Source organism: Leptospira johnsonii (assembly GCF_003112675.1).
Lineage (GTDB): Bacteria > Spirochaetota > Leptospiria > Leptospirales > Leptospiraceae > Leptospira_B > Leptospira_B johnsonii.
Genome location: NZ_BFAY01000007.1, coordinates 408,218 through 430,139 on the forward strand (window position 1 = coordinate 408,218; position 21,922 = coordinate 430,139).

At 39.3% G+C, this 21,922-nt stretch carries 16 protein-coding genes and 2 tRNA genes; 13 read left to right on the plus strand and 5 right to left on the minus strand.

The window, feature by feature from the left end; genetic code table 11:
- The first annotated feature begins 103 nt into the window (after nt 1–103).
- Together LPTSP_RS07335 and LPTSP_RS07340 are read left to right on the plus strand one after the other, a co-directional pair.
- Nucleotides 104–177 (plus strand) — tRNA-Ile (locus LPTSP_RS07335).
- A gap of 83 nt (nt 178–260) precedes the next feature.
- Nucleotides 261–333: transfer RNA gene (locus tag LPTSP_RS07340), tRNA-Ala, on the plus strand.
- Nucleotides 334–340: 7 nt separating this feature from the next.
- Here the strand turns inward: LPTSP_RS07340 and LPTSP_RS07345 are convergent.
- Nucleotides 341–1,963 carry a hypothetical protein gene (locus LPTSP_RS07345; protein WP_245915494.1) on the minus strand — a complete coding sequence of 541 codons (1,623 nt, stop codon included), beginning with the start codon at nt 1,961–1,963 and terminating at the stop codon, nt 341–343.
- 103 nt (nt 1,964–2,066) lie between these two features.
- Between LPTSP_RS07345 and LPTSP_RS07350 the strand changes: the two genes are divergently transcribed.
- Both LPTSP_RS07350 and LPTSP_RS07355 read left to right on the plus strand, forming a co-directional pair.
- Nucleotides 2,067–3,323 carry a PQQ-dependent sugar dehydrogenase gene (locus LPTSP_RS07350; protein ID WP_108928149.1) on the plus strand — a complete coding sequence of 419 codons (1,257 nt, stop codon included), beginning with the start codon at nt 2,067–2,069 and terminating at the stop codon, nt 3,321–3,323.
- Nucleotides 3,323–3,934 carry an FMN-binding negative transcriptional regulator gene (locus LPTSP_RS07355; RefSeq protein WP_108928150.1) on the plus strand — a complete coding sequence of 204 codons (612 nt, stop codon included), beginning with the start codon at nt 3,323–3,325 and terminating at the stop codon, nt 3,932–3,934. The genes LPTSP_RS07350 and LPTSP_RS07355 overlap by 1 nt, the downstream gene beginning before the upstream one ends.
- Here the strand turns inward: LPTSP_RS07355 and LPTSP_RS07360 are convergent.
- On the minus strand, nt 3,931–5,475 hold the full coding sequence (locus LPTSP_RS07360; RefSeq protein ID WP_245915495.1) for a hypothetical protein: 1,545 nt from the start codon (nt 5,473–5,475) through the stop codon (nt 3,931–3,933). The two genes, LPTSP_RS07355 and LPTSP_RS07360, sit on opposite strands and share 4 nt — an antisense overlap.
- A gap of 159 nt (nt 5,476–5,634) precedes the next feature.
- On the opposite strand from LPTSP_RS07360, the gene LPTSP_RS07365 reads away from it, so the two are divergent.
- Entirely contained in the window at nt 5,635–7,905 is a 2,271-nt protein-coding gene (locus LPTSP_RS07365; RefSeq protein WP_108928152.1) for an NAD(P)-binding domain-containing protein, read from the plus strand.
- A gap of 84 nt (nt 7,906–7,989) precedes the next feature.
- Nucleotides 7,990–8,505 carry a TfoX/Sxy family protein gene (locus tag LPTSP_RS07370; protein WP_108928153.1) on the plus strand — a complete coding sequence of 172 codons (516 nt, stop codon included), beginning with the start codon at nt 7,990–7,992 and terminating at the stop codon, nt 8,503–8,505.
- Between the two features lie 305 nt (nt 8,506–8,810).
- Here the strand turns inward: LPTSP_RS07370 and LPTSP_RS19315 are convergent, their stop codons facing one another.
- The gene (locus LPTSP_RS19315; protein ID WP_282432931.1) at nt 8,811–8,933 is read right to left on the minus strand and encodes a hypothetical protein; all 123 of its coding nucleotides are present in this window, start codon (nt 8,931–8,933) and stop codon (nt 8,811–8,813) included.
- Nucleotides 8,934–9,002: 69 nt separating this feature from the next.
- Between LPTSP_RS19315 and LPTSP_RS07380 the strand changes: the two genes are divergently transcribed.
- Together LPTSP_RS07380 and LPTSP_RS07385 are read left to right on the plus strand one after the other, a co-directional pair.
- Nucleotides 9,003–10,292, plus strand: a complete 1,290-nt coding sequence (locus LPTSP_RS07380; RefSeq protein ID WP_108928154.1) for a TolC family protein — start codon at nt 9,003–9,005, stop codon at nt 10,290–10,292.
- The gene (locus LPTSP_RS07385; protein ID WP_108928155.1) at nt 10,258–13,365 is read left to right on the plus strand and encodes an efflux RND transporter permease subunit; all 3,108 of its coding nucleotides are present in this window, start codon (nt 10,258–10,260) and stop codon (nt 13,363–13,365) included. Before LPTSP_RS07380 ends, LPTSP_RS07385 begins: the two co-directional genes overlap by 35 nt.
- A 39-nt stretch (nt 13,366–13,404) precedes the next feature.
- On the opposite strand, the gene LPTSP_RS07390 is transcribed toward LPTSP_RS07385, so the two are convergent.
- On the minus strand, nt 13,405–14,601 hold the full coding sequence (locus tag LPTSP_RS07390; RefSeq protein ID WP_108928156.1) for a DUF3095 domain-containing protein: 1,197 nt from the start codon (nt 14,599–14,601) through the stop codon (nt 13,405–13,407).
- A gap of 126 nt (nt 14,602–14,727) precedes the next feature.
- Here LPTSP_RS07390 and LPTSP_RS07395 point away from each other — a divergent pair, with 126 nt between their 5' ends.
- From LPTSP_RS07395 to LPTSP_RS07410, 4 genes are all read left to right on the plus strand, one after another.
- A complete protein-coding gene (locus LPTSP_RS07395) occupies nt 14,728–16,116 on the plus strand; it encodes a proline dehydrogenase family protein (protein WP_108928157.1) in 1,389 nt (462 codons plus the stop codon).
- On the plus strand, nt 16,113–17,693 hold the full coding sequence (locus tag LPTSP_RS07400) for an aldehyde dehydrogenase family protein (RefSeq protein WP_108928158.1): 1,581 nt from the start codon (nt 16,113–16,115) through the stop codon (nt 17,691–17,693). Before LPTSP_RS07395 ends, LPTSP_RS07400 begins: the two co-directional genes overlap by 4 nt.
- Before the next feature lie 146 nt (nt 17,694–17,839).
- Nucleotides 17,840–18,574, plus strand: coding sequence for a hypothetical protein (locus LPTSP_RS07405; protein WP_108928159.1), 735 nt, complete (start codon nt 17,840–17,842; stop codon nt 18,572–18,574).
- A 64-nt stretch (nt 18,575–18,638) separates the two neighbouring features.
- Nucleotides 18,639–19,490 carry an alpha/beta fold hydrolase gene (locus LPTSP_RS07410; RefSeq protein WP_108928160.1) on the plus strand — a complete coding sequence of 284 codons (852 nt, stop codon included), beginning with the start codon at nt 18,639–18,641 and terminating at the stop codon, nt 19,488–19,490.
- On the opposite strand, the gene LPTSP_RS07415 is transcribed toward LPTSP_RS07410, so the two are convergent.
- Nucleotides 19,487–20,560 (minus strand): winged helix DNA-binding domain-containing protein, encoded by a 1,074-nt coding sequence (locus tag LPTSP_RS07415; RefSeq protein WP_108928161.1) that lies wholly within the window; start codon nt 20,558–20,560, stop codon nt 19,487–19,489. The two genes, LPTSP_RS07410 and LPTSP_RS07415, sit on opposite strands and share 4 nt — an antisense overlap.
- Nucleotides 20,561–20,732: 172 nt before the next feature.
- Between LPTSP_RS07415 and LPTSP_RS07420 the strand changes: the two genes are divergently transcribed.
- Nucleotides 20,733–21,866: a DNA alkylation repair protein gene (locus LPTSP_RS07420; protein ID WP_108928162.1), complete on the plus strand. Its 1,134-nt coding sequence runs from the start codon at nt 20,733–20,735 to the stop codon at nt 21,864–21,866.
- Nucleotides 21,867–21,922 lie beyond the last annotated feature (56 nt).

Genomic DNA, 21,922 nt, shown 5'->3' on the forward strand with positions numbered 1-21,922 from the left:
CGGCAAATCTAAGGTGAATCTTGAAATCCGCAAATGCAAAACCTGTCTGTTATTCTAAAAATCCCTTGCCAGAGAATCTCGAATAAAAATCATGTCTCTTACCGGGCCTGTAGCTCAGTTGGTTAGAGCACGCGCTTGATAAGCGCGGGGTCATAAGTTCAAGTCTTATCAGGCCCAGGTAAAAACGGTTTAGAAAGAGTGGTAGTCGGACTTCCGGCAGATTTCCAAACCGGTTTCTTTTCCACTCATCCCTGATAAAAGGGGCGTTAGCTCAGCTGGGAGAGCATCTGATTTGCATTCAGAAGGTCATCGGTTCGATCCCGATACGCTCCAATCTTCTTTACAAAGATTCCCTTCCCGTAAATTTTTTCCAAGCGTTGATCTCTGTTTTCTTGAGAAGGACAAAGTCTTTGATCAATCTTTCGTTCTTCTTAGAAAATACATAAATTTTTGTTCCACGGCATTCTTCGGTGCGACCTCCGGACCCAAATGTTTTTGATATAACTTCCTCATCTAGTTCGGTTAAGATCGCAAAAGAATAATTCTCATCTAGCTGATACCATCTGAATGTATTTTGCCATGGACGAATACTTAGATCCGGCTGATAATAATCGGATACTAATCCGGCTCTGGAAAAATTTCTAACCGGAGCAGAAGTCCAAAAACCTCCCATTCCTCTTTGCCAATGATTCTTTCTTCCCAAATCATCTAAACAAGCTATCCAGTCCGGATAGTATTCAATCTTTAGAGGTTTATTTTTTATTAAATAAGAAGATAAATAACTACCTCCATAGATGATAATGAAGAAGGTAATTATACTTAATGCTCTGCCTCTAATTAGAATACATGTAAGCCCAAATATACTTGGGACCAAAATCCCCAGATAACGAAATGGGACCTTTTCCGGAAGAATATCTTCCGAAATATAAGCGATTAAAATAAGGAAGAATGGTAAAACGACTCCGGAAAAAAAATAAAACATATTCAGATTTACGAAACGGACATCATCTTTCCTGAATTTTTTTAAGATAAAGAACGCTACGCTACATATAACAATAAGCCCCCAGAGTATTCCCGTTAAAGAATCGAAAAAGATGTAAATACTTTTCCAAAAAGAAGATCCGAAGATCATTTTATAATTTTCAAATATACTTTTTTCAAAGTATCGATAAGGGAAAAATACAAAATGATTTCTTACGAGTAGCGAATAAGCTTTAACTCCCGAAAATAGTCCCAAAACCATCGGGCCCCATTTCACCGAGTAAGAAATGAAAAATTTGGGTTCCTTAAATATCCGAATTAGGTTTGTAAATGATTCATATAAAAGAATAGGGATCAAAAAAGATGGCAGAAATAATGGATCCGAAAGAACGGCTATAAAAGCCAGAGAGAACTCCAATAAATAATGATACTTATTCTTTTTAGGAGTAATAAACAGAGCCCAAGAGATCGGAAGCAAACACCAGGTCCCAGTATGAAATCCAGGAAGAAATAAAGGCAAAAAACTGTTCTGGGAAATGAAAAGCTCGCCTAAGACAAACCAAATAGAGATCCTATAAAGAATGCTAATTTCGGATTCTTCCGGAAGAAATTTTCTGAATAAAATATTCCAAGAAAAAAACAATAGGGTCCACTGTAGAATTGCATAACCCAAATGAACAACTTCAAGACAAACATTGATTGGAATTGCAAGTAGTCGAAGTAAAAAATAAAAAAACAGATCCGGAAATAAATAAACCGAAGGAGTCCAGGTCCAATCTTTCAATCCATATAGTACGTTACCTTCTTTGTATCCTTTGATAAGTTCCGAAAATACGTTTGCAAAGAATAAAGAATCGGTTGAATAAAATGTTTTTCCTGTTGATCCGGAGCCGGAGATTGTCCCAAGACTTATCAAAAAAAGTAAAAAGGAAATAAGAAGAAAGGAAAGTTGAGTTTCCTTACGACCCAATACTATATTCATTAAATTCACTTCAGAAAGACTTCCGATCTAAATTGGACCGGTCAAGCTGATTCCACCCAGAAAAAGACTGGATATAATCCGCCTCGAAGCAAGAATTCGGATCATGAAACTTTCCTTCTATAGATCCTTTCTAATCCCGGCGATTTCTCTAATATTCTTCACAATTTCCTGCGACGATATTCGACGACTCCTCGTGGCCAATGTAGACGATATGGCAAAATATAAAGCGGAAGGAAAAGAATCCGGCTTGGTTGCAGTCTTCAATCAAAACGACGAGAAAAGAAAGAAGATCAAGATCAGTCTTACCACGATCGGAAAAGGTTTCGAACAGCCCGTGGATTTACTCATGATCCCTGGACCGGATATCTTCTTGGTGGCGGAAAAAACCGGAGCCTTGAAATGGTTGGATCCAAAAGACGGAAGTTCAGGTATATTATTAAAACTTGATGGAATTTCCACCGATTCCGAACAAGGACTTCTGGGAGTAGTGCTCCATCCAGAATTTCCTGAAAAACCACTTCTTTATCTGAACTATGTTGCAAAGAAGAATGGAGAAACAAGCAGAGTTTCCGAATGGACGATAGATCTTCCTAAAGACCCTAAAAAAGCAAAACTTTCCAAAGAAAGGATCTTGATGGAGGTCAAACAACCTTACGGAAATCATAACGCAGGACAATTGGCATTCGGAAAAGACGGTAAACTCTACATCGCTTGGGGAGACGGAGGATGGATGGGAGATCCTAAAGGTAACGGACAAAATCCTTCCACATTTTTAGGTTCCGTCCTTAGAGTAGATGTAAATTCAAAAGATCCTGGCAAAGAATATTCCGTTCCGAAAGATAATCCTTTTTTAAAAGATCCTTCCTTCAAACCGGAAACATTCGCTTACGGCTTTAGGAATCCATGGAGATATTCTTTCGATCCTTCCGGAAGATTGATCATTGCGGATGTGGGCCAAGATCTATTCGAAGAAATTGATATAGTAGAAGCAGGAAAAAATTACGGCTGGAACAAAATGGAAGCTACTCATTGTTTCGAACCTAAAACAGACTGCGATAAAAAAGGTTTAACTGATCCGATCTATGAATACGGAAGAGAAGACGGAAGTTCCATTACTGGAGGTTACGTCGTCACTAACGACCGGATTTCAGACCTGCATGGTAAATATGTTTTCGGAGATTTCGTATCCGGAAGGATTTGGGCAATCGATCTTCCGAAAGACGGAAGCTCCGTAAAAGAAGCCTACTCTCTCGGAAAATGGCCCGTATTAATCTCCAGTTTTGGAAAAGACGCAAGAGGCTCCGTTTATATAGCGGACTTTGGAGCCGGACAGATCCTTAGGATAGATCCCGGTAAATAATGTATACTCCTGAACATTTTAAATTAGAAAATCTTGATATAATTCACGAGATCATCGGCAAATACCCCTTTGCCGTTTTGATCTCCACAACTGCAGAAGGACTGGAGGCTACTCACCTTCCCATCCTTCTCTCCAAAGACAAAGCCAGTTTAGTCGGGCATATGGCGTCCGGAAATCCTCTCTTACAAGAAAACTCCCAGGTTTTATGCGTATTTCACGGTCCTCACGCCTATATTTCTCCCAGCTGGTACGAATCGGGGCAAACTGTGCCTACTTGGAATTACATCTCAGTACATGTAAAAGGAATATTACATTTTCTAGATAGAGAAGAGACTGAAATAGTTTTACAAGATTCCATTCAGTATTTCGAATCGGAAAATTCAGGATACGGATACCAAACACCAAAACCGGAAGTCAGAAATTCTCTTTTAGGAAAGATAAAAGGATTTGAGATCCGCAATTTGACTTACGAAGCAAAATTAAAACTCAGCCAGAACCATTCTTTAGAAAGAAGAAAAAGAGTGATCGATACCTTGGAACTTTCTGAACAAGAGCAGGAGTTGGAATTGGCAGAATGGATGAGAAGGATAAACGATATCCAAAAATCTTAATATCTAGAAGTGGAAAATTTCCATAAATCGATCTTACCTCGATTTTCTTTTACAAAATCCGAACTCTTTTCCGGATTTGCAAATGTATAGATGGGTATCTTATCACAATAAGATATTGAAATCGGTTCTCCCAATTTTTGTCTTACGATCTTTTCATCCACACCATCTATGATCGCAAAAGTATAAGGTGGATTTTCTCTTTCAAACCAGCTCAAATTATTCTGCCAATAGAATAACATCAGATCATAAAGATAATCGTCAGGCTCCAAACCTTTTTTAGAAAAGATCCTCATTGGCCTCACATACCAAAAACTGGCGATCCCGCGTTTCCAGTGATTCTTCTCCGCAAGCCTATCTAAGCAGGCGACCTTTGTTGGATAATGAGTCAGTCCTAAACCCTTGGAATAAGAAGAATAGATCCCGAGAAGTATTCCAAGTGAAAAGAAAACGCCGAGCCCGAATCTCACGACCGGAATATCTGAAATGCTTAAAATAAGAACCGCTCCGATACCTAAAAATCCCAAAAGGATCTCTCCGAAATATCTATCTATTCCTTGGATCCCTGTCTTTCCTGTTAGTCCAAAAATAAATCCATAGATCAGAAAAACGAAAGGAACCAAAATCCCAAGAATTAGAAATAAATAGACCGGCTTATTTGAATTTGCTCCATCTTCTTTTTTAGATAAGAACTTCAAGATACAAAAGAATAAAATGATCAGAAGAAGATAGATCCAATTCTCCTTGAATAAATAAGAGAGAGAATGAAAAAAACTTTCCGATTTCCAAATGGCGATCGCTTCTCCTAATTTTTTAGGCGCTGCGGTCCCGGGAAAGAATACAAAACTGTTTTTGCGTAAAACTTGAAAAACGATCCTGGAAGCTACAATCCCTAAGAACACAGGGAAGTATATATAAACGATCCTTTGTATTCTATGGATCGTTCTTTCTCTAAACAACCAATCGTAACAATGCAAACCTAAAGAGGTGATCAGAAAATAAGGAATAAAAAGCAGATCGCTTAAAGAAAATAGGAACACTGTCCCGGAAACAAGAACAAAGTCCTTTTTGGAGTTACTTTCTTCCCATTGGTAGAAAAATCCCCAGGCCCAACAGAGAACTACTAAATTTCCCCCGTGAAATCCTGGTAAAAATACAAACAGATCTTGTTTAAATAAAAGTAATATCATCCCGGTCAAAAAACCGAATGAAAGAACAAGACTCCCCTTTTCATAAGAAATTGTTTCTTTACTGAACTTCTGTAAAAGGAATAAGATCCCCAACAAAAGTAAGATCCATTGGAATGCGGAATAAGATAAATGGGTAAGCTCCCAGCCACCATTCTCCAGTGATAAAAAAATGGTCCTAAGTGCAAAATACTGAACTAAATCGGGGAAAAAATATAAGGCAGGGGTCCAACCGAAACCATTCAGAGAATTTAATAAGTTTGCTCCGGGTTTTAGAAAAAGTTCCTGGTAAATTACGGAAAAGAAAAGAGAATCAGAGTTATAAAAGAAATCAGCAAGCCTCGGATCGACTGCCACTCTTCCTAAAGAAATGCAAAGTCCAATAAGGCCGAGTGTAGCGGTGATAAAAAAGAAAAGTCGGTTTTTTGTGTATAGTCTTTGCAAAAAATCCACCTAGCAGGAGTTTTCTTTTTAGATCGGAACAGGCAAGCCGATTTCTAAACATCTGTAAGAGTTATGAAAGGCCTATTATCCATCGTTCCTAAGTATTTTGATTGGTTGAACAATAACGCTCCTCAAGGCGAGGCCGAAAAATATCCGGAAACAAATTCGGAATTCGAGAGTTCTGTTCCTGGCATCTATATCTCGGGAGATTTAACTGGCATTCCTCTTCTCAAATATTCCGTGCAGAGCGGTGTTTTCGCGATCCGCAGTATTCTTCAAAAGCACAAAAAGAAAACAAAAGGCCTCCTAGATGTTTTGATCGTTGGCGCCGGGCCTTCAGGTGTTGCAGCAGGTATCGAAGCAAAGAAGAATGGTCTGGACTTTCTTATTATAGAAGCAAACCAACCCTTTCATACGATTACAAGTTACCCAAAGGGCAAACCTATCTTTGCGGAACCTTTCGAACTGACAGTGGACTCTCCCATTCAGATCAAAGATACAACCAAAGAAGATCTTCTAGAATACTTAGGATCAGTATTAAAAAAACATAAACTTCCTATCTTAAACGGAGAGAAGGTAGAATCCATTCTTCCATCCAAAGGATCTGAGCCCGGTTTCGAGATCCGAACAGAGTCCGGGAAAAAATTCAATTCTTCTTATTTATTACTTGCCATAGGAAAATCAGGAGACAGCAGGCGTTTAGGAGTCCCGGGAGAAGAACAAGAAAACGTTTTCCATAGATTGATCGACCCGCAGGACTTTCAAGGCCAAAGTACATTGGTAGTAGGCGGTGGAGACAGTGCGATAGAAGCTGCTCTTTCCTTAGTAGATGTTTCTTCTTCCGTTACTCTATCATATAGAGAATCCGAAATTTCCCGGCCGAAAGAAGAGAATAAACTAAAGTTCCGAAAGTCAGTCCAAGAGAATAAGATCCAATTTTTACCGAATTCTACCCTTGAAAAATTCGAATCCAAACAAGTTCGTCTGAAACAAGGACCCAAAACAAGAACGGAAAAAATAGATTCATCCTTGGTTCTGATCGGCTCCGAAGCCCCGATCTCTTTTCTGAAAAAATTAGGGATTAAGATCGGAAACTCATTCAATTCTAAAGAACTCCTTGGATTTGTTTCCTTATTCTCTTTCGCATTATTTCTATATTTCGGAAAGGCATCCTTCTATGCCTCATATTGGTATTCCTGGGTGGCCTTAGGTTCCGGGATCATATTTGCACTTTCTTCCCTCAGATTTTTATTCGCAAAAGAAACATTTTTCACCTGGAGATGGAGAACATTCAAAAATCTTTATTTAGTTTTGGCTGCACTCTATTTCTCCATAGTGTATTTAAGCGCCAAATACCTTGGATTTTATTTATTCGGAAAATATCCTAGCTTCCACTATACTGTTCTGTATTCCACGACCATTTTATTTTTCGGGATCAGAAGGATGTGGGTCAGACCGACACAGTATATAAAATTACAAACCATTACACTGATTCTAATTCAAATTTTCCCGTTATTCCTATTGCCCGAGATTATCCTTCCGTTCTTGGGAGACAAAGGTCTATTAGGACCTTCTAATGGATTTTTGCTCACGCAGGTTTTCCCGGACGGAGCCTATTGGAAAGCTTACGGATTCGTTTTGGCCTGGCCATTGAATATGGGAGTCCTATACGACGGAGGGATCACCACCTTCTGGTTAGTTTATGGATTTCTAATGAGCTTCGGTCTTATACCGTATCTTGTCTACAAATTCGGAAAAGGAGCCTATTGCGGATGGATCTGTTCCTGCGGTGGCTTGGCGGAAACCTTGGGAGACGAATACAGGAACAGAATGCCTCACGGAAAATTGGCATACAAGCTGGAGCATTCGGGCCAATGGATCTTACTCATTGCAGCAATTCTCACTATAGCCAAGCTGATCGGAAGTTCCGGGCAATTTTTCTGGCCTTTGGAATTCGGCGCGGACTCGGTCAAAATATATTATGATTTAATTGTGGACTTGGGGTTAGGCGGGGTCGTTGGTGTTGGAGCTTACTTCATGTTCTCCGGAAGGATCTGGTGTAGAATGTTCTGTCCACTTTCCGCGCTCATGCATATCTACGCTAAGTTCAGTAAGTTCCGGATCTTCTCGGAGAAAAAAAGATGTATCTCTTGTAATATTTGCACCTCCGTTTGCCACCAAGGGATAGACGTCATGAATTACGCCAACAAGGGAAGGCCAATGGATAGCGTTCAATGCGTCAGATGTTCGGCTTGCGTGGTAAATTGTCCTACCCAAGTCCTTTCTTTCGGAAAATTAGAAAAGAACGGACAGGTATTAGATAGGCTAAAAGCTGTATTATAAATATTATCAGATTTTTCTTCCTAAAACTTCCGTAACAGGATTTGTTCTTGTCAATTTATTGTACTGAGAGACAATCCCCTGCTTATGAGTTCTTTTCTTACACATGTCCAAGACAGATTAAAAGTCTGCGGTCCCTTATCTTATAAAAATATGTTCGGAGGTTTCGGGATCTATTCCGGATCTCAAATCTTTGCGATGGTCATCAAGGACCGATTGTATTTCCGAGTAGGACAGTCCAACCAAGCAGAGTATGAATCTGCAGGGATGGCCCCATTTACTTACGCCGGCAAAGATGGAAAATCAGTCCGAATTTCTTATTGGGAAGTACCGGAAGAAGTTTTAGAAGACGATGAAGACCTTGTATTCTGGTTCCGAAAATCTTTGGCAGAAGCGAATAAGGCTTCTTCTTTAAAGAAAAAGACCATCCCCAAAAAGAAAAGTATCGCAAAGAAGAAGGTCACAAAATCCAAAATATCTTCTTCCAAGAAGGCGGTTGCAAAGAAAAAAGCAGCCCGTAAAAAATCCGTCAGACGACTGGTTAAGAAAACCGCAGCTAAACGTAAAGTTGCTGCAAAAAAGAAGAAGGTCCGTTCTCGTTAAGACCGCCGCTTCTTGAGAAAAATCAAGTAGGTAGTACAGGCCCCATTCTCTCTTTTTTCAATTTACATTCCCGGGCTAACTGTTACTCTGGAAGAATGAAATCGAGATCTTTGAAAGTTCTGGTAGCTTGCGCCTTACTTTCTATTCTCGTGCCCGCATTTAATTGTGGGCCTTTTTGCGAAATTGAAGCTGGCACTTCCGAGTCTTCCCCGTGTCATCAAGATCAAAACAGAGATAGCGGACCTGTATGCGATTGGGATCTAGTCTCTATCAAAAAGGAAATAGAGGATTCCCGCTCCATTCTATCATTTCCTGTCCAAGTTTTTGAACATTTTAGAATGGGTATAGAGGATCTGGTTCGGATTTCCTCCTTCTCCCCTTTCCAGATCGAATTCCAAAAAATTTCCAACTCGGAAACGCTTACTCATCTATCATTCATCAGAATTCTAATTTAGATCCCACATTATAATTTTCTGTTTTTATAATGTGAGGTTATCGTGCGTTTTTCATATACACTCGTATTTTTATCTTTTTTTTGGGTATTATTTCTTCCTACACAGGCATCTGAGAATGATACAGGAAAAGAATTAGACTTAAATTCCATTATGGCAATCGCGGAGAAAAATTCTCCATTGCTCACCGCGATCCATTCCGACCTGGAAAGCCTTTTTTATAAAAGAAGGCAGGAAGGTAGGACCCAAAACCCTTCCGTTTATATCGATTACGGTCAAAGAAAGGCGGCCGACGAATCCGGTGCAGAATATGCGGTCCAGTTCGAGCAGCCTGTCTATTTTCCGGGAAGGAAGGAACTCAAACAACTTTTGGTGGATAACGATTCCAAGATCAAGGAAGTCCAACAAATTGAAGCTTATAATTCAATACGGCTCAGTTCGATCAAATTCGCTTATCGTTATTTAGTTGCGGCGGATAAGAAGAATCACGTAAAAGAAAGACTCAAAAGACTTTCCCTGATAGAAAGTTACATCAAAGCCAGGCCATTCTTCACCCCTCAGGCAAAAACGGATCTATTCATAATAGAAACTAAAATTTTGGCTCTGCGAAAACATTTTAACGATCTAGAACTGGGAGCCGCAAAAGATTACGAATCTTTAAACTTGTATCTAAGACAAGAATTCGTCCCGAATCTAAAGATCCCTTATTTCAGATCCGGAGTAAAATTCGATCGTAAAGAATTGGAAAAAAGAGCAGTCTCCCAAAACCCTTCTATCCTTGCAGCCAAAGGAGAACTGGATAGGGCCAGAACAGAGCTTAGATTGGCAAACTTAGAAAAATATCCGGATTATTCCATCACTAGCCAGATCGGAGAGGATAAGTCCGGGGTTGCCAACCGGTTTTACGATTTCGGATTGAAATTCAGGATCCCAGTTTGGGACCAATTCCAAAATAAGGTAGCCTCTGCGGAGACCAATATGAGGTCCAAACAAGATAGGCTGGTTTATCAAGAAAACTTAATACAAACCTCCTTTAACCAATCGTTTTTGGATTACGAGCAATCCAAATTGAACCTGAAACTTTACGACCTAACCCAATTGGATCGGATCGATAGGGACCTGAACTTTGCAGATATGGAGTTCAAGCGGGGAAGAATACAACTTATCAGTTATCTGGAGTTGGAAAACCAGCTACACGAAACACATCACGCGGTCCTAGACGCACAAATTTCCCATTTGGAAAGTCTTCTGAACCTGATTTATATCACGAACGAAAAAGATATTTTAGGAGTAATGGGCAATGCTAGCCAGACTTTTGAATACCAGCCTAAGTAACCCATTCTTATCCGTAGGACTGGTTTCGTTTTTATTAATATTCTCATTTTATACTTTAAACGAAGTTCCTATAGATGCGGTGCCGGATATCACCAATGTGCAGGTGATCGTCACAACCGATACGGGATCCTTGGATCCGGAACAAGTGGAGAAGGTGATAACCTTTCCATTAGAAACGGAACTTTTAGGTCTACCGAATCTGATAGACGTTCGTTCCGTATCTAAATTCGGTTTATCTAATATATCTCTTATCTTTAAGGAAACCACAGATATCTATCAGGCGAGAGCCATGGTAGCGGAAAGGATTTCAAGCGCTAAGAAAAAACTTCCACCTGGTGCCACTCCTACAATCGTTCCGAATACTACAGGCCTTGGAGAAATATTTTTTTACTCAGTAGAAGCTGTTCCGGATTCGGAATTGGACAAACTTCCTGAAGAGAAAAAACTTTTGTTTTTAAGAACAGTTCAAGATTACATAGTCCGGCCTCAGATCAAAGCAATGGTTCCCGGGATCGTAGAAGTGGATTCCAACGGAGGTTACGAAAAAGAGATTCATATAGATGTGGATCCGAACCGAATGAAACGTTGGGGACTTTCTATAGATCAGATCATCCGAGATATTTCTACCATTGGAGAAAGTTTCGGCGGTGGATTTATAGAAAATTCAGGAAAAATCTCGATCGTAAGAGCTTATGGTCTTAAGAAAAACCTAAACGAGATCTCTGCAATTTCCGTCCGAAGAACTCTTACAGGTGCGTCCGTAAAAGTTTCGGATATAGCGGACGTAAACGAACATGGCACGCCGAGATTGGGAGGAGCAAGCTCCAACGGAAAAGAGATCGTACTCGGCACCGCCTTAATGTTAAGAGGAGAAAATAGTTACAAAGTAAACGAAGCTCTCCATAAAGCAGTATCGAATCTAAGTTTACCGGAAAATGTAAGAGTGAGGATCTTATTGGAAAGATCTTTCTTGATACAATCTACCATCAAAACGGTCCTAAAAAACTTGGGGGAAGGTGCAATCTTAGTCATACTTACACTTTTCCTAATATTGTTCAATCTAAGAGCTTCTTTGATCGTTGCCTTGATCATTCCAGGTTCCATGCTGCTTGCATCTGTTTGTATGAGATTTTTCGGGATCTCCGCCAACTTAATGAGCCTCGGTGCAATCGACTTTGGATTACTAGTCGATGCTTCGATCGTAATCACAGAAAATGTTCTCTCAAAATTCGAGACTGGAAAATTCACAAACAAAGAAGAAAAACGGAAAGTGATCTTGGATTCTTCTTTAGAAGTACTAAAGCCGGTATCTTTCGGGATCTTAGTGATCATGTTAGTTTATGTCCCCATCCTCACACTGGACGGGATCCCTGGAAGAATGTTCCGACCTATGGCGGAGACTGTACTTCTCGCGTTAGGGTTCAGTTTATTCTTAGCAGTTTTCCTTCTTCCTCCCCTTTTATACTTCTTCGTATCGCCCAAAAACTTAGGAGCGCATAGCCGGAAAAAAGATAGTAAGATCGTAAATTGGTATGCTGAAAAATTACCGAAGATCTTAGACCAACCTCGTAGGATCATTCTATATTCTTTAATATTCTTCGCGGCAACTCTTCTGATCTATTTCAGAATGGGAACGGTATTCCTTCCTAAATTGACGGAAGGAGATCTAATGTTGGTCATAGTTAGAAATGGGAACACAGGATTAGAAGAAAGTTTAAGAGAACAAAAAGAATTAGAAGTCTTCCTTGGACAAATGCCTGAAGTAGAAAGTGTATTTTCTAGAATAGGAACAAGCTCAGTTGCAAACGATCCAATGGGGCCGTTCAATGCGGACACATTCATTATTCTGAAAAAGGATATACTTCCGGATCTTCTGGAAAAAAATACCTGGGAAAAATTTTTAGACAAGATAGAAACATCCGTAAAAGAAAAATTCCCTGAATCGGAACTTACTTTAAGCCAACCGTTAGAAGCCAGATTTAACGAACTATTAGAAGGAAGTAGAGCGGATATAAGCGTAAGGATCTTAGGAAAGGACCTGAACGTCCTTCTTCAACTCCAAGAAGAATTAAAAAACACATTAGAAAAGATCCCGGGCGCAGCAGAAGTGGAATTAGATCCGATCATGGCATTAAGAAAATCGAATGTGATCGATGTGATCCCCGACAGCACAAAACTCAAATACTATAATATCTCCTTACCTTTATTTAACTCAGTATTGGAAAGTTCCATGAGTGGATTTGAATTGGGAGGGTTTTACGAAGAAGAAGTCAGATTTCCCATTAAGATCCGGCTCTCAGAAGAATTTAGGAACAGGGAATCTGAAATAGGAAATATCAATGTAGGAACGGAAGACGGAGGCACTGTACCAATCCGACTTTTGGCTTCTATCCAAAAAAGAGAAAAAGTCATGACCATCTCCAGAAACAAATCCAGAAGATTCGTTGCAGTTTCCGTAAACTTAAGAGGAAGGGACTTGGAAGGATTTTATAAGGAAGCGATCTCTCAGGTTTCTAAATTACAGATCCCTAATGGATATTCCATTTTCTGGGGAGGACAAATAGAAAACCTTTCCCAAGCAAAAGAAAAACTTTCCATGATTGTGCCCGCAACATTATTCATGATCTTTACTGTTCTCTATCTGGGACTCAGATCTATTAAACAGGCACTGTTAGTATTCTTCTGTGTTCCATTTGCTTTAACGGGAGGGATTTGGTTTTTATTCTTAAGAGGAATGGACCTAAGTGTGTCCGCATTCGTAGGATGTATCGCTCTTTCCGGGATCGCAGTCTTGAACGGACTCGTAAAACTATTCACAATCGATCGGATCCGAGCAGAAACCAAACTTAGCGTAAGAGAAGCAGTATTAGAAGGTGCAGTCAGCCGCATTCGTCCGGTCGTCATGACGGCATTAGTCGCTTCTTTTGGATTTATTCCAATGGCGTTCGGAACAGGATTAGGAGCGGAGGTCCAAAAACCTCTGGCCACGGTAGTGATCGGAGGGATTTTTTCTTCTACGATCCTGACTCTAATTTTACTGCCTGCCTTCTACTATTGGTTAGAAAAAGAGTAACCCTAAGATCAAAATTTTTCCTTCATCTGAATGAAAAGATTAAACACCGACAGTCTGTAATTTCTTCTTAAGCACAGTGGCGGCCAAAGCATAACCTCCGCCTGCCCCGTCTATAAAATGTACTTCTCTTTCTGTTCCTGCATGTAACAGACAGGTCATCAGAGCACGATCAGAGATATGTATCCCAAAAAGTAATTTGCCGGACTTCTCCGCCTCTCCTAAACTATGCTCCAATTTTTTCCTATCGATAGTATCCGTTGCAAATACCATTTTGAAAGTTCCGTCGAATTTCCTAAAATCGGAAGAGATGATCTGGTAGTTCTTTAGCTTATTTAGCTTATAATGAAATGCTTTTAAAGGAAGATTCCAACGGATAGCAAGTTCAGCACCGTAAGTTTCGAATTTAATTTTCCAAAGATACAGTTTTCTTAATATACTATTTCCTTTAGAAGATGCAGTCGCCTCCTTATTCAGAACGGAAGAAGAATGTTCTATGATCAGATTTTCCTCTCTCAATGGATGATATTCCCTTTCGGAACCGTACAATGAGTCGATCAAGGACAATAGACCGGAAAGAGTTTTTGCGGCTTCCGAGTCGGAATCTGAATTGATCTTAACGATAAGTGCGACCATTTCCCCTTTCGGACTTTGGATATCTTTCCATCTGCAAGTAAAACCTGAGAAATCTGCGCGAATATTCGGAATATAAGAATTATCTGTTAGATATTTGGAATGCGGTTCTTTGATCTTATTCTCTGCATAAGCCACACCTGTTCCACCTAAAACAGCCTGAGTATAATGTTTAGAGATCCTAAGTTTGGCCATAGTAAGACTATAACCTGCTTCATAAATATCGGAAACTGGTACAAACCCGATACGAAGATCCAACTTAAAATAGTCTCTCACGAATTCTCTTGTATCCGCAAGAATGTCCTGGATCTCATTTAATCTAGAACCAGGAAGCAAGATGGTCACTCCATCTCCTCCAAAGAAAAACGGGAACTCCATATCCTTGAGAAGATTCGTGATCCCCATTAAGGTCAATCCCCCAGCCATATTCACATCTTTGTATCTGCCTTCCAGGATCGCTTCCATGGATTTTATTATATCCGTAACGATCACGATCCAATCTTCCGGAACCTTTCTATAATGTTTACTGTCAGTAACTTCTGAAAATTGGGAAATCTCAGGAAGTTCCTTATAAAAGTTTTTGGTAGAATGTGATAGGATATTCATATGGAGACCTACCGAACTTTGACTGATTTTTGTCCTAAAAGGTCATCCTTTTTTCCAACTCGTAATATTTGATTCGGGAATAGTGGATGCAAAAGCCTTTCAGAAAGGTTCGCATGGCAAAACAGAATGAAGGCGACAGAAGAAAACGAACCCAAAGCAGTCACTTCTTCCTTAGATCTTCAAGAAAGGATCTTGGAAAAAGGAAGAGAATTGTTTCGTTTGAGCGATTCCTTCGAAGATGGCTTTTTTAGCACTTACAGATTGTTCTCCAAAAGTCTTTTGTTTTTGGAAAACCGCCCTCTTTTAAAACTACAGGCATTTAGATTCGCAGACCTTTTTCCGAGCCTTAGCTCTCTTTCCTCTATCTCTCGTTATATCCGAATCTATTTTGTCGAAACTCCTACGGAACTTCCTAAATGGATCTTACTACTTCTTTCGATATTTTTATCCAATCGCCTCAGTTCGGTAGTTGTTGCATTAGGCGCTAAATTCGGGATCAGGCTTACCGCAAAATTTTTCATCTTAGGAAGGACCTACGGCTCCGATCGCAAAAAGATCATAGACAGATATAAAAACGGCATTTGCTCTACAATAGATATATTAGGAGAAGCCGTACTTTCCGAAAAAGAAGCAGAACGTTATATCTCAGAGTATTTACTTTTATTGGAAGAAGTTTCCAAGGACAAAGAACTTTCGGAAATACGAAACTCTCAATTTCCTGGAGAACCTACTGGAAACGTTTCCGTAAAATGTTCTTCACTCTATTCCCAACTAGATCCGCTTGCGCATGAATCTTCTGTGACTCATTTAATGGAGAAGTTGAGGCCGATCCTCCATTCTGCCGTTTCCAAAAATATTTTTATCAATCTAGATATGGAACAGTACGAGACCAAGGATATCATAATGGATACTGCGTTTCGGATCTTTTCTGAGCCTGAATTCGAAAACTATCCTCATTTCGGGATCGTAGTCCAAGCTTATCTGAAGGCTTCTCAGCAAGATCTACAAAAAGTAATAGAATATTCTAAAAAACGAAAATACCCATTGACTGTCCGTTTGGTAAAGGGTGCGTATTGGGAATACGAGATGACCCAATCCGCTCAAAAAGGTTGGGAACCTCCGGTCTTTCTGAGAAAATCTGATACGGATAAAAATTACGAAGAATGTTCAGTGCTCCTGCTCAAGTCCTACCCTCATATTCGACCCGCATTCGGTTCTCATAATATAAGAAGTCTTTCCTCCGCATTTGTGAGAGCGGCAGAATATTCCGTCCCGGAAAACTTTTTCGAAGTACAAATGTTGTACGGAATGGGGAACTCCTACAAACAGGCAATTCGAAGTTTAGGGATTTCAGTAAGAGAATATTCTCCCATCGGAGAAGTGATCCCTGGAATGGCTTACTTGGTAAGAAGGTTACTCGAAAATTCCACAAACGAAGGCTTTCTAAAAAACATTAACGCAAACAGCAAAGATAGGGAAAGATTATTGTATTTGGAGAATACGAAACAAAAATGAGCCTTCACCATAATTCCAATTTTCAAAATGAAACCCTAAGAGACTTTTCCAGAGAAGAAGAAAGATCCATCTTAAACAAAGGATTCACTTCTATTCGAAATGAATTCCCGATACAAGTATTCCCGATCATCTCCGGAAAAACAAAAAAATCATCTTTAGTGGTTCCGGTTTTCAATCCCGCGAATACCAATGAAAAGATCGCAGATATACATTATGCTTCCGTCGCAGACGCAGAAGAAGCTACCAAAGAATCGCTCAAATTTTTTGAAACATGGAAAAGCACGAAACCGGAAATACGGATCGATTTCTTAAAAAAAGCAGCAGACATTCTGCGATCCCAAAAAGCGGAACTCACCGCATTGATCTCCTTAGAAGTGGGAAAAGGGGTAAAAGATATAGATGCAGAAATTGCGGAAGCGATCGACTTCTGTGAGTTTTATGCGAAAGAAGCGGAGAACATTTTCCAACCTAGAAAAAGAGATCTTCTAGGAGAGGAAAACGTTTATACATACATACCAAGGGGTGTTACCTTGGTAGTCGCTCCCTGGAATTTTCCACTGGCAATCCTCTGCGGAATGACTGTGGCTCCATTGGTCGCAGGAAATCCGGTGATCATGAAACCTGCAGAACAATCTTCCGCAATTGCATTCAAACTTTTTAATATATTGATAGAAGCTGGTATCCCTTCTTCTGCACTTCACTTTTTACCAGGAAAAGGAGAAGAGATCGGAGCCTATTTAGTTAAACATCCAGAAATCCGTACGATCAATTTTACAGGTTCCAGAGCCGTAGGATTAGGAATGATCCGAGAAGCCGCCTCCCAAGATCTAAAATTCGTAAAAAAGGTGGTCGCTGAGATGGGAGGTAAAAACGCGATGATCGTGGACGAAGACGCCGACTTGGACGAGGCAGTGATCGCGTCCATACAGTCTGCGTTCGGATTCCAAGGGCAAAAATGTAGCGCACTTTCACGCATTATACTTTTGGAATCTAAATACGATACCTTCAAAAGCAGATTTATAGACGCATTACAATCTCTAAAACCCGGATTACCTGAAGACCCTTCCGTAAAAGTCGGGCCTGTAATAGATTCAGAATCCAAAACAAGGCTGGATAGTATAGCCTCTCAGTTCTCTTCTAAGATCATAAGCAAACTCAAAATAGAAGAAAACCAAAAGTATATAGGACATTTTGTGGAGCCTATCATTTTTGAAAGCGAGGATCCAACTTCTCCATTAGGACAAACAGAATTTTTCGGACCTTACGTTACCTTATTCAAAGCTAAAAATTTCGAAGACGCAATTAAAATAGCGAATAACGTGGATTATGCTCTTACAGGAGGGATCTTCTCCAGAAACCCAAAGAACATACAATATGCAAAAGAAAAGTTCGAAGTCGGGAACCTATATATCAACAGAGGGATCACTGGAGCAGTAGTGGATAGACAACCTTTCGGAGGTTATAAACTCTCAGGAGTAGGAGCAAAAGCAGGTGGCCCGGATTATCTAAAACAATTTTTAGAACCGATTAGCATCACTGAAAATACTATGAGAAGAGGATTTATTCCGGAAACTTAGGACCTTCTTCTTTTTTTCCTTGATTCTATTCTTAAGATGTCCCTCAATAAGGACCCTTGGATCCTTTCCGGCAACGGAAATAAAACGCTCAAAAAGACAGAGCATCATCCGTTATTAGTAAGAAATACGTATCCGGAGATATATTAATGAAAGAAGAGATTGGAGCATTCGTAAAAACTGCAGTCAAAAGTTCCGCAAAAATATTTCTACTTTCTTCCATAGCGCTCTTTCTGGGATTTATTTTTAATCTATTTTTATTAGCATTCTGTTTTCCTGAAATGAAAAGTATTGCATCCGACCTGGGGCCAATGCCTATCGCAAGAGCAGGAGGGATCGGGGCAGTACTTGCATTGATCGTAATAGTTCTAGAGTTATGGCCAATCGTTCTTCTGGTTATTGGGTTTGCCTTTTTGTTTCCTTTTCTTTATTTCCTCGGAATCAAAAAATATCTTTTAGGAAGAGAATTAGGCAACCTGGTCTCGGAAAACAAAGAATGGTTTACGAATAATATCTCCAAAACACTTTCCGAAATGATCAAAAAGAAAGTCGGATCTGAAAAAATAGAGAACTGGGGAAAGTTCATCTCTTCTAAACTAAAAGATCTGCCTACATTTTTACAAGAAAAGGAAAATTGGCCCAAAGTCCTTCGTTTCATTTTACAAACTTTCTTAAAAAAGATCCGAGTCGCGGAATTCGCAGAAGAAGTGGCTGCAGCTTACGAGCAAAAAGGAACCCAAGATATTTCCGTCTTAGAAGAAATTATTAAAACCAGTCTGAACAAAGCAATAGACAAACAAATGGAACCTTCTCCCCCGACATTTTTCTATATAGTATTCGGAGCGAATTTCGGGATATTTTTGCTCATTAAAATTTTCGTATAAAAGGATTTTTCGTAACGATTTCGAGATTGGGCGAATTATTATATAGTCATTCTTGAATTCGTTTATGAAAAAGTTAAAATTACTTCTTCTACTTTTACTTTCTTTCTATTGCAGCAGTTATGAAGAAATGAGTATGGAAGAAGATAAAGCGTTCCAAAAACTCAAAGAATCCGACATATTCTACGAAGAACACTTTATACAAAACGAAAAGGAAGAAGGAGCCTTACATTGGATCAGCACAGGTTGTAAACCTGAAAAGAATAAGATCCTCATTTTTATTCATGGCTCCCCAGGCACTTGGTCGAATTATCTCCGATATTTAAAAGATCCTGAATTGTTAAAAATGTATTGTATGCTTGGAGTGGACCGCCCAGGCTTCGGAAAATCTTTCGGACCGATCGCAGATGTAAACATCCAAGCAAAAGAAATTTTAGGAAGTCTGACAAAACTTCCCGAAATGCAAAAAGGGAAAAAATCAATCTCTATATTAGGACATTCTTATGGAGGTCCGGTCGCCGCGAGAATGGCATCACTTTCTCCCGAAAAATTTCAATATCTGTTTTTATTAGCGGCAGCCATGGATCCGGAAACAGAAGAGATAAAATGGTACAACAAGGTAGCTGACACTTGGATCGCAAGCTGGATCTTACCGGAGGAATGGGCTCACAGTAACTCTGAAATGTTACCTTTAAGAGAACAGTTAAGAAGTTTAATTCCAGAATGGAAAAAAATCCAAGCTAATATAATTGTAGTCCAAGGAGAAGAAGACGGACTTGTAGATCCCAAAAATCCGGAATTCATCCAAAAAAATTTTTATAGAGAAACAAAAACGTTTCTTCTTCCAAAAGAAGGCCATTTTCTGCCCTGGAAAAACTACGATCTAATTCATAAATTACTAATAGAGTTCTCAGACTAAACTTCTAAAATCAGATTTTTTCCAAGAAATACTGCATATTCTTCCGTTGCTTTTTTAAGTTTCTTTTTAAAATTTACACTTAGTGGTTTGTAAGGAATTACTTTGAGGATAACATCTTCTTTTTTTAATTCTCTTTGCCAAATGCCACTCACCCAACCATTAATAACTAATATTGGCCTAAATAGATCGTCTGCAGGAGTTAAAAGTCTTTTAGGAGGCGGATCCATACAGTCTTTACGATCTGTATATGCTAATAAGAACTCATCGAATGCAGGAAGAAGGAACAAAGTATCCGAGTCCTTATCTATTATATCCATCTTCTTAGGAATATAATAGATATGATCATCCTTCTGAAAGCTGGTTAATTTCGATCCAAGACTTTCTATGGCGACTTTTGCGTCCTTTATACCCAAACCGGACCACCAAACAAAATCCGCCATGGTTGCCGGCGCCCTAGTATCAAAATACCTTTTAGTGATCTCATAAAGAGCTTCTTCCCTTGGTTTTTTGACTCTTTTGATCTTCGGGAGCCATTCTTCGATCAAAGTATATGTGAAGTCTTTGTCCCTTCTTGGACCAAAACAGACTAATCCCTCTAAACCTGCTCTTTGCAGAATGTGAGATAACCTGGTAGTATTCGTGATAATTCCTGATTTTTCTAAAATGGAAGATATTTCCTTTCTAGTAAGAAAGTTCTGGTTCGAAAGATTTTTGGAAAGAATAGAATAACATTTTTTTAATACTTTAGGATCTAATTCTATTTTCTTGTAATGAGCTGCGTATTTTGAGACCGTAGGAGGACCTAATAAATCCAATAACCAATATATATCTTTGGCGGAAACCACATGCAATGTTCCTCTCAGAGGCCAAGATCTAATGATCTTTTTATCCAAAAATGCAGACTCGATATCTTCTTCCTTTAAACTAGGAGCCCTGAGTCCAATCGCCCATTTAGAGGCGGCATAGTCCTGACCTTGGATGGCGCCTAAAGCTTCTACCACCTTTTCCGGAGTTGAATATTGAGGTTCCGAAACATGTAAATGTTTCAATCTTGTCAATGCGATATTCACGTAAGTGTATCTAATCTATAAAATATAGATTTCCGCGAATCATTTTTTATTACTTAAAGCAAACCGACGCAAGTATCCTATTTAATATTTTTTGCGATCAGCAAGACTTTTCCGAACCAAATATCGAAAAATACTACCTACTCCAACTGGGAAATGGATTATACCAAAGTTTATGGCGGAAGCGCTTAAAAACTTTTACAATGACAAGGCTCTATTAGAGCTAGGGACCGAATTCTCCACAGTGTTATCTCATAAACGACCGGAAGATTGGGTCCAAGAGATCAAACGTAAAGATTGGAAGAAGTTGGAGCTCAAACAAAGGATCAACAGAATTGCAGAAGTCCTATCAAACTCTCTTCCAAAACCATTTCCAAAAGCTGTTTCACCTTTATTAAAAATTTCGAAAGTTCTGGAGAAAAAATTCTCCGGTACACAAAGGTTCTATATCATTTTTTTAGGGGAAACAGTTGAGATCTCAGGTATCGATTATCCAGAAGAATCCTTATACTGCATGGAAAAGATCACTCAAATTATTTCTTGTGAATTTTCTATCCGAGAGTTTTTGATCAGATATCCGGATATCGCTTGGAAAAAAATGTTAGAATGGTCCAAACATTCTCATCCAGGAACCAGAAGATTAGCCAGTGAAGGTTCCCGACCAAGATTGCCATGGGGAAAAGGGATCCCAGGATTAAAAAAAGATCCTGAAAGAACTCTCTCCATTTTAGAAAACTTGAAAAACGATCCAGATGAAGTGGTCCGCAGAAGTGTCGCCAATCATCTAAACGATATTTCTAAAGATCATCCAGACTTAGTGATCTCGATCGCAAAAAAATGGATGGGTAAATCGGAAAATACGGATCTTTTATTAAAACATGCGCTTAGAGGTTTATTAAAACAAGGTAATTCGGATACACTTTCTATCTTCGGATTTGCTAAAAGTACATCTGTTAAAATTTCAAAGTTGGACCTCCAACCTAAAATTGTAGAGATCGGAAAACATTTAGTATATCGTTTTGAATTGAGATCGGAGGCAAAAGAGCCCACACTTTACAGATTAGAATCTAAGATCCATTATCTAAAACCTTCCGGGAAATTTTCCACAAAGGTGTTTCAGATAGAAGAAAGAGAATTTTCTCCCAAAGAGACAAAAGTTTACGAAAGAAAACAATCTTTCCAACAAATGACCACTAGAATACACTCTGCCGGGATCCATAAACTGGAAATCATTGTAAACGGAGAAACAAAGGCAAAGGCAGACTTCAACGTTTCTCTTCCCAAAGTCCTAAAAAAATATAAACGTTAACTACTTTTCCTGAATTTGCCATTTATATTTTAAAAATTCTTTCGTTTCAAATTTCC

Coding starts and splice junctions, on each gene's coding strand:
- LPTSP_RS07355 (WP_108928150.1), top strand. CDS start 3,323: ATGTATACTCCTGAACATTTTAAATTAGAAAATCTTGATATAATTCAC.
- LPTSP_RS19315 (WP_282432931.1), bottom strand. CDS start 8,933: ATGAGTAAGCGTTTCCGAGTTGGAAATTTTTTGGAATTCGATCTGGAA.
- LPTSP_RS07400 (WP_108928158.1), top strand. CDS start 16,113: ATGAGCCTTCACCATAATTCCAATTTTCAAAATGAAACCCTAAGAGAC.
- LPTSP_RS07420 (WP_108928162.1), top strand. CDS start 20,733: ATGGCGGAAGCGCTTAAAAACTTTTACAATGACAAGGCTCTATTAGAG.
- LPTSP_RS07395 (WP_108928157.1), top strand. CDS start 14,728: ATGAAGGCGACAGAAGAAAACGAACCCAAAGCAGTCACTTCTTCCTTA.
- LPTSP_RS07410 (WP_108928160.1), top strand. CDS start 18,639: ATGAAAAAGTTAAAATTACTTCTTCTACTTTTACTTTCTTTCTATTGC.
- LPTSP_RS07365 (WP_108928152.1), top strand. CDS start 5,635: ATGAAAGGCCTATTATCCATCGTTCCTAAGTATTTTGATTGGTTGAAC.
- LPTSP_RS07370 (WP_108928153.1), top strand. CDS start 7,990: ATGAGTTCTTTTCTTACACATGTCCAAGACAGATTAAAAGTCTGCGGT.
- LPTSP_RS07345 (WP_245915494.1), bottom strand. CDS start 1,963: ATGAATATAGTATTGGGTCGTAAGGAAACTCAACTTTCCTTTCTTCTT.
- LPTSP_RS07350 (WP_108928149.1), top strand. CDS start 2,067: ATGAAACTTTCCTTCTATAGATCCTTTCTAATCCCGGCGATTTCTCTA.
- LPTSP_RS07390 (WP_108928156.1), bottom strand. CDS start 14,601: ATGAATATCCTATCACATTCTACCAAAAACTTTTATAAGGAACTTCCT.
- LPTSP_RS07385 (WP_108928155.1), top strand. CDS start 10,258: ATGCTAGCCAGACTTTTGAATACCAGCCTAAGTAACCCATTCTTATCC.
- LPTSP_RS07405 (WP_108928159.1), top strand. CDS start 17,840: ATGAAAGAAGAGATTGGAGCATTCGTAAAAACTGCAGTCAAAAGTTCC.